This window comes from Streptomyces sp. ME02-8801-2C (assembly GCF_033793965.1).
GTDB lineage: Bacteria > Actinomycetota > Actinomycetes > Streptomycetales > Streptomycetaceae > Streptomyces.
Window position 1 is genome coordinate 276,329 of sequence record NZ_JARAXP010000010.1, and the last position, 6,493, is coordinate 282,821.

Sequence of the window (6,493 nt, forward strand, 5' to 3'; positions counted from 1 at the left end):
CGGTGAGCGACAAGAGCGCAGAACAAGGCAAGACGGACGCAGCGGACAAGATGGGCGGCACCCGCCCGGAACCCCGCCCCGAACCCCTCCGCTTCTTCGGCACGACCTGGGTGGAGCACGACGCCGGCTACACGGCCCGCCGGGTAGGGGTGGCCGCGGGCGCGCTGACGGCGACGATCGCCTCCTGCCTGATCCTGCGCTTCGCCTACGAAGGCCTGCGGATCGCGGAGGTAGGGGGCCTGGTGTCCCTGCTGATGGTGGTGATGTTCGCGGTGTGCAGCGCCCTGACGTTCGGCCACACCTGGGGCGCCTTCACAACGCGCCCGGACCCGGCCCGCCAGGCCTCACTCCGGGGCCTCCTGGCGGTCGGCTTCGTAGGCGCCCTGACCGCCTACTTCCTCCGCTCCCTCAAAGAGGCCCCCGGCGAATCCCTGCACCGCCAGGAATACGAAGCGGCCCGAACCCAACACACCCGCACAACCACCCGCAGAACAGGCAACCCGGCCAAGAGGCAAAGGCGGGCCTGATTTTTTCAGCCCGTCCGGCGTTTGAGGACAAGGCCCGTTCAGGGCCGTAGGGGGGTCTGGGGGCGCAGCCCCCAGGAACGGGATGGGACGGGTAGGGGCGGCGGGGGCGAGAAAACACTTCCCCAAACCCCACCCCCCTCCCCAACACCCCGGTCACCATGTCCACATGACGGCCTCAACCCAGCCCCCCACTCCCACCGAACCCCCCACCCCCACCCGAGCCACCTCCTTCAACGCAGCCGCAGCCCAATACGCCAAAAACCGCCCCTCCTACCCACCCACCCTCCTCGACGCCATAGAACACCTGGCCGCCCACCCCCTCACCGGCTCCCGCGTCGCAGACATCGGCGCCGGCACCGGCATATCCACCGCCCTCCTCCATGCCCGCGGCGCCCACGTGATCGCCGTGGAACCCGGCGACGGCATGGCAGCCCAGTTCCGCCGCACCCTCCCCGACGTCCCGATCGTCCGAGGCAACGGCAACGCCCTCCCCCTGGCCGACGCCTCCGTCGACTTCCTCACCTACGCCCAGTCCTGGCACTGGACAGACCCGGACCAGGCCATCCCGGAGGCCCTGCGCGTCCTGCGCCCGGGCGGCGCACTCGCCCTGTGGTGGAACACGTACGCCCTGGACGTCCCCTGGATCACCGCTCAGGCCAACCGCATCCGGTACTTCTTCGGCGTCGACCCGATCGTGGAGAACAACGGCGCCTCCCAGCGCGCGGCGGACCCCTCGGGCCGCCTCGACTTCGCCAGCCGCCAACTCCGCTGGAGCCGCCGCGTCCCGATCGACACGCACCTGGCGAACATCGGCAGCCACTCACTGTTCCTGGTCCACGACAAGGCGGAGACCGAGGCGTTCCTGGCCGAGGAACGCAACCTCCTGCTCAAGCTCTTCCCGTCGGAAACGGTCGAGGAGACCTACGAGGTGGACCTGTTGGTGGCGACCACCGCACTCACCGCAGAGCCCGTCACCACACCCACCACCTGACCCCGTGCGGCGGCCCACCCCTCCAGGGCCGCCGCACAAGCGTGATCAACGTGCCGGAGCCCATCCAACTCCAGCCGCACTTCCCGCCCCGAGGGCAGATTCCTCAACCCACCCGGCGCCTCCAGCGACTCGAGCGCCTCCAACTCGTCGAGCAACTTGGGCAACCGCAGAAACGTGGCATGCCCGACGACCCGTACGACAACCACGCCGTCACCCCGCTCACCGATCTCCACCCGAACCCGGCTGACGTCCCAGGCGGTCTTCCCCACGGAAAGCGCAAGCCCGACCACCACCCCCTGGAACAACCCCGCCACGACGATGGCACCGGCGGTCACCCCAAACACGCACACCTCCCCCCGATGCTCCCGCCACAGCACCCCCACCTCCCGCACCGGCACAAGCCCGCACCCGGCCCACACCAGCAGCCCGGCCAACGCAGCCACCGGAACCACCCCAAGCACCTCAGGCACCACGAACAACACCCCCACGAAGGCGAGCAGCCACCCCCCGTACAGCCCCCGCGCCACCGTCCCCCGCGCCCCGCCCGACCCACCCCCGGAACGCTCACCCACGCCCCCCGCAGCCAAAGGCAACGCCCCCAGCACCCCGCACACAGCGTTCCCAACCCCCTGAGCCATCAACTCCCGATCAAAATCAACCCGTTGCCCCTTGCGCCCCCGAGGCAACCGCTCGACAGCAACCGCCCCGAACAACGACTGCGCGGACGCGAGCAGAGCAAGCCCGACGACCGTCCCGACCACCCCCACCTCCCCGAGCCGCCCGAAATCCGCCGACTCCGGCGCCCGTACGGCGGCCACCAGCCCCCGAACCTCCACCCGCCGCACGTCCAGGTCACACACCCAGGTCGCCCCCGAGGCCAACGCCACCGCCACCAGCGGCCCGGGCACCAGCCGTGCCGCCCGTCCCCAACACCGCCACAGCAGGAGTACGGCGATGGTGGCGCCGCCGACGCCCGACGCCACGGGATCGACGTCCCCGGGAAGCGAGCCCAGCCCGCCCACCGCCCCGAGCGCAGTCGCGGGCACGCGCACATCGCCCAGGGCGTACAACTGCCCGGCGACCAGCACGATCCCGATCCCGGCGAGCATCCCCTGGACGACCGACACGGGCACGGCCCGGAACCACCGCCCGAGCCGCAACGCTCCGAGCCCGAGCTGCACCAACCCGGCCGTGAACACGAGCACCCCGAGCACGGCGACCCCGTACGCCTGCACAGCCCCGTACACGAACACGGTGAGCCCCGCCGCAGGCCCGCTCACCTGAACGCTGCTCCCGGGTACCACCCCGCCGACGAGCCCGCCGACGACCGCCGTGACCACCCCCAGCTCGGCGGGCACACCGGAGGCGACGGCGATGCCCACGCACAGAGGCAACGCCACGAGAAAGACGAAGAAAGAAGACAGCAGATCGGCCTTGCGCACGCCAAACCGCATGACGAAAGCACCTCCGACAACGAAGGAAGCAGTGCACGGCGAATGAAACCCATTGTCGGCAAGGAGGGCAGGCAGGGCACCCACTTCCGCGCCCTCGCCACCACGATCCGGAGTCACAGGAAGCCCTGAGGGTCACTCGAACCGGACCGTCCCCCTCCGACGCCTCCACCACGCGCCTGCGCCCCCGCCGCCGATCGCCCCCCTCCAACTCACTTGACGCCGGGCCGGACCGCGAGCACTATTCATCATGTGATGAATTTCAGCGATCCTCCCTCCGGAAGGGCCGTACAAGCCGAAGCCCTCACCGTCGTACGAGGCACCCGAAAGGTCCTGCGCGGCCTCGACTTCACGGTCCCGCGCGGCCAGATCACCGGCCTGCTAGGCCCTTCGGGCTGCGGAAAGTCGACCCTCATGCGGGCGATCGTCGGCACCCAGGCCAAGGCCACCGGCACCCTGGAGGTCCTCGGCCACCCCGCCGGCCACGCCGAGCTCCGCACCCGTATCGGCTACGTGACCCAGGCACCCTCGGTCTACGACGACCTGACGGTCCGCCAGAACCTGGCCTACTTCGCCGCGATCCTCGACCCGGGCCGCGCAGCGGCAGACCGCCGCCACGAGAACGTCACCCGCGCCATCGCCGACGTCGACCTCACCACCCGCGCCGACGCCCTCGCCGGCAACCTCTCCGGCGGCCAGCGCAACCGCGTCTCCCTGGCGGTGGCCCTCCTCGGCGCCCCCGACCTCCTGGTCCTGGACGAACCGACGGTGGGCCTCGACCCCGTCCTCCGCCGAGACCTGTGGTCCCTCTTCCACACCATCGCGGCCACCCGCGGAGCGACGCTCCTGATCTCCTCCCACGTCATGGACGAGGCCGAGCGCTGCCACCGCCTCCTCCTCATGCGAGACGGCGAACTACTCGCCGACGACACCCCCGAGACGCTCCGCACCCGCACGGCGACGGAAACAGTCGAAGAGGCGTTCCTCCACCTGGTGGACGAGGAGAACAAGAAAAAGAAGGAAGAGAACGAACTGAAGAACAAGAAGGACAAGAAGGAGAAGAAGGAGCAGACCCAATGACCACAACCGCCCCTACACCCACCGCTTCTTCTACTTCTTCGGCCCCCACAACCGCCCTGAACGCCTCCCGAACCACAGCCACCGCGATCCGAGTCCTGGCCCAACTCCGCCACGACCCCCGCACCATCGCGATGCTGATCGTGCTCCCGAGCCTGCTCCTGCTCCTCCTGCGCTACGTCTTCGACGGCAGCGCACGCACCTTCGACGGAATCGGGGCGTCCCTCCTCGGGATCTTCCCTCTCATCACGATGTTCCTCGTGACCTCGATCGCCACTCTCCGCGAACGCACCTCGGGCACCCTGGAACGCCTCCTGGCCATGCCCTTGGGCAAGGGAGACCTGATCGCCGGCTACGCCCTGGCCTTCGGAATCCTCGCGATCATCCAGTCGGCCCTGGCCACAGCACTGGCGGTCTGGCTCCTGGGCCTGGACGTGACGGGCTCCCCCTGGCTCCTTCTCCTGGTGGCCCTGCTCGACGCACTCCTGGGCACCGCCCTCGGCCTCTTCGTATCGGCCTTCGCGTCGTCGGAGTTCCAGGCGGTCCAGTTCATGCCGGCGGTGATCTTCCCCCAGCTGCTCCTGTGCGGCCTCTTCACCCCCCGCTCCAACATGCACCCGGTCCTGGAGGCGATCTCCGACGTCCTCCCCATGTCCTACGCGGTGGACGGTATGAACGAGGTCCTCACCCACACGGACATCACAGCCACCTTCGTACGGGACACCCTGATCGTCGCCATCTGTGCCCTACTGGTCCTGACCCTGGGCGCAGCAACCCTCCGCCGCCGAACCCAATGACCCCGACCACCGCCCCATTCCAGCCCACCCAGTGCACCTGTTCAGCCCCGGCCCGCACCATCAGCCCGTCCGGCGTTTGAGGACAAGGCCCGTCCAGGGCCGTAGGGGGGCCTGGGGGCACAGCCACCAAGAACGGGATGGGACGGGCAGGGGCGGCGGGGGCGAAAAAATCCCGCCCACCGGACACCAGCCCCCACCCCCCACCCCAAATGCGAGGATGACCCCGAACAACGCACCCCCCGGAGGGCACCGCACCATGACCCAGAAAGTCGCAGTCCTCGGCACCGGCAAAATCGGCGAAGCCCTACTCAGCGGAATGATCCGAGCCGGCTGGGCCCCCGCCGACCTCCTGGTCACCGCCCGCCGCCCGGAACGAGCCGAAGAACTCCGCACCCGCTACGGAGTGACCCCGGTCACCAACCCGGAGGCGGCGAAGACCGCAGACACCCTGATCCTCACGGTCAAACCACAGGACATGGGCACCCTCCTCGACGAACTCGCCCCTCACGTCCCCGCCGACCGCCTGGTAGTCAGCGGAGCCGCAGGCATCACCACCGCCTCCATCGAGGCCCGCCTCAGCACCGGCACCCCGGTCGTCCGCGTCATGACGAACACCCCGGCCCTCGTCGACGAGGCGATGTCGGTCATCTCCGCCGGCAGCCACGCCACCGCGGAGCACCTCGCCCACGCCGAGGAGATCTTCGGCGCCGTCGGCAAGACGCTCCGCGTCCCCGAGTCCCAGCAGGACGCGTGCACCGCACTCTCCGGCTCCGGCCCGGCGTACTTCTTCTACCTCGTCGAGGCCATGACGGACGCCGGCATCCTCCTCGGCCTGCCCCGCGACAAGGCCCACGACCTGATCGTCCAGTCGGCGATCGGCGCAGCCGTGATGCTCCGCGACAGCGGGGAACACCCTGTGAAGCTCCGCGAGAACGTCACGTCCCCCGCGGGCACGACGATCAGCGCCATCCGCGAACTCGAGAACCACGGCGTACGAGCGGCCCTCATCGCCGCCCTCGAAGCCGCCCGCGACCGCAGCCGAGCCCTGGCCTCGGGCAACAACAGCTGAAGCCGCGACCTCCGGCAGTGCCTCCTGGGGCCCTCCGCCGCCGAGTTGACACACCCCAGGGCCGTACGTAGTGTTCTCCGAGTTGTCCGACGTGAGCGCCGACTCCGGTCGGTCCCCGGACAGCCATTCCGCAGGTACCCAGCAACGGTCGACGACCTGTCGTCGCGCCGGTGGCATGTCATTGGCATGCGTATTTGCGAAATGAGGATTCCTCGTTCGAAAGGACGTGACCCCGATTAGCTCGGGGACAGGGAATCCGCTAAAGTTCACTCGTCGGAACGGCCCAACAGCCGGGAAGACAAGCCCCACTGACTGGGAATCAGGCCCGAAAGGATCTGATAGAGTCGGACTCGCCGGAAAGGGAAACGCGAAAGCGGAAACCTGGAAAGCACCGAGGAAATCGGATCGGGAAACGGTCTGATAGAGTCGGAAACGTAAGACAGCAAGAACCGAAGGGAAACTGCCCGGAGGAAAGCCCGAGAGGGTGAGTACGAAGGAAGCGTCCGTTCCTTGAGAACTCAACAGCGTGCCAAAAATCAACGCCAGATATGTTGATACCCCGGCTCACAGAATGTTCTGTG

6 protein-coding genes are annotated in these 6,493 nt (G+C 68.8%); 5 read left to right on the forward strand and 1 reads right to left on the reverse strand.

Translation table 11 applies throughout. The features are described from left to right. The first annotated feature begins 50 nt into the window (after positions 1-50). On the forward strand, positions 51-527 hold the full coding sequence (locus PV396_RS31050; RefSeq protein WP_319210339.1) for an EamA/RhaT family transporter: 477 nt from the start codon (positions 51-53) through the stop codon (positions 525-527). 166 nt (positions 528-693) lie between these two features. Continuing rightward, positions 694-1,518 carry a class I SAM-dependent methyltransferase gene (locus tag PV396_RS31055; RefSeq protein ID WP_319210321.1) on the forward strand — a complete coding sequence of 275 codons (825 nt, stop codon included), beginning with the start codon at positions 694-696 and terminating at the stop codon, positions 1,516-1,518. On the opposite strand, the gene PV396_RS31060 is transcribed toward PV396_RS31055, so the two are convergent. Further along, positions 1,449-2,972, reverse strand: a complete 1,524-nt coding sequence (locus PV396_RS31060; RefSeq protein WP_319210322.1) for a SulP family inorganic anion transporter — start codon at positions 2,970-2,972, stop codon at positions 1,449-1,451. The genes PV396_RS31055 and PV396_RS31060 overlap by 70 nt on opposite strands. A 252-nt stretch (positions 2,973-3,224) precedes the next feature. Here PV396_RS31060 and PV396_RS31065 point away from each other — a divergent pair, with 252 nt between their 5' ends. The 3 genes from PV396_RS31065 (at position 3,225) to proC (ending at position 5,912) form a co-directional block, all read left to right on the forward strand. Beyond that, a complete protein-coding gene (locus PV396_RS31065; RefSeq protein WP_319210323.1) occupies positions 3,225-4,049 on the forward strand; it encodes an ABC transporter ATP-binding protein in 825 nt (274 codons plus the stop codon). Beyond that, the gene (locus PV396_RS31070) at positions 4,046-4,843 is read left to right on the forward strand and encodes an ABC transporter permease (protein ID WP_319210324.1); all 798 of its coding nucleotides are present in this window, start codon (positions 4,046-4,048) and stop codon (positions 4,841-4,843) included. Before PV396_RS31065 ends, PV396_RS31070 begins: the two co-directional genes overlap by 4 nt. Before the next feature lie 256 nt (positions 4,844-5,099). After that, entirely contained in the window at positions 5,100-5,912 is an 813-nt protein-coding gene (gene proC, locus PV396_RS31075) for a pyrroline-5-carboxylate reductase (RefSeq protein ID WP_319210325.1), read from the forward strand. Positions 5,913-6,493 lie beyond the last annotated feature (581 nt).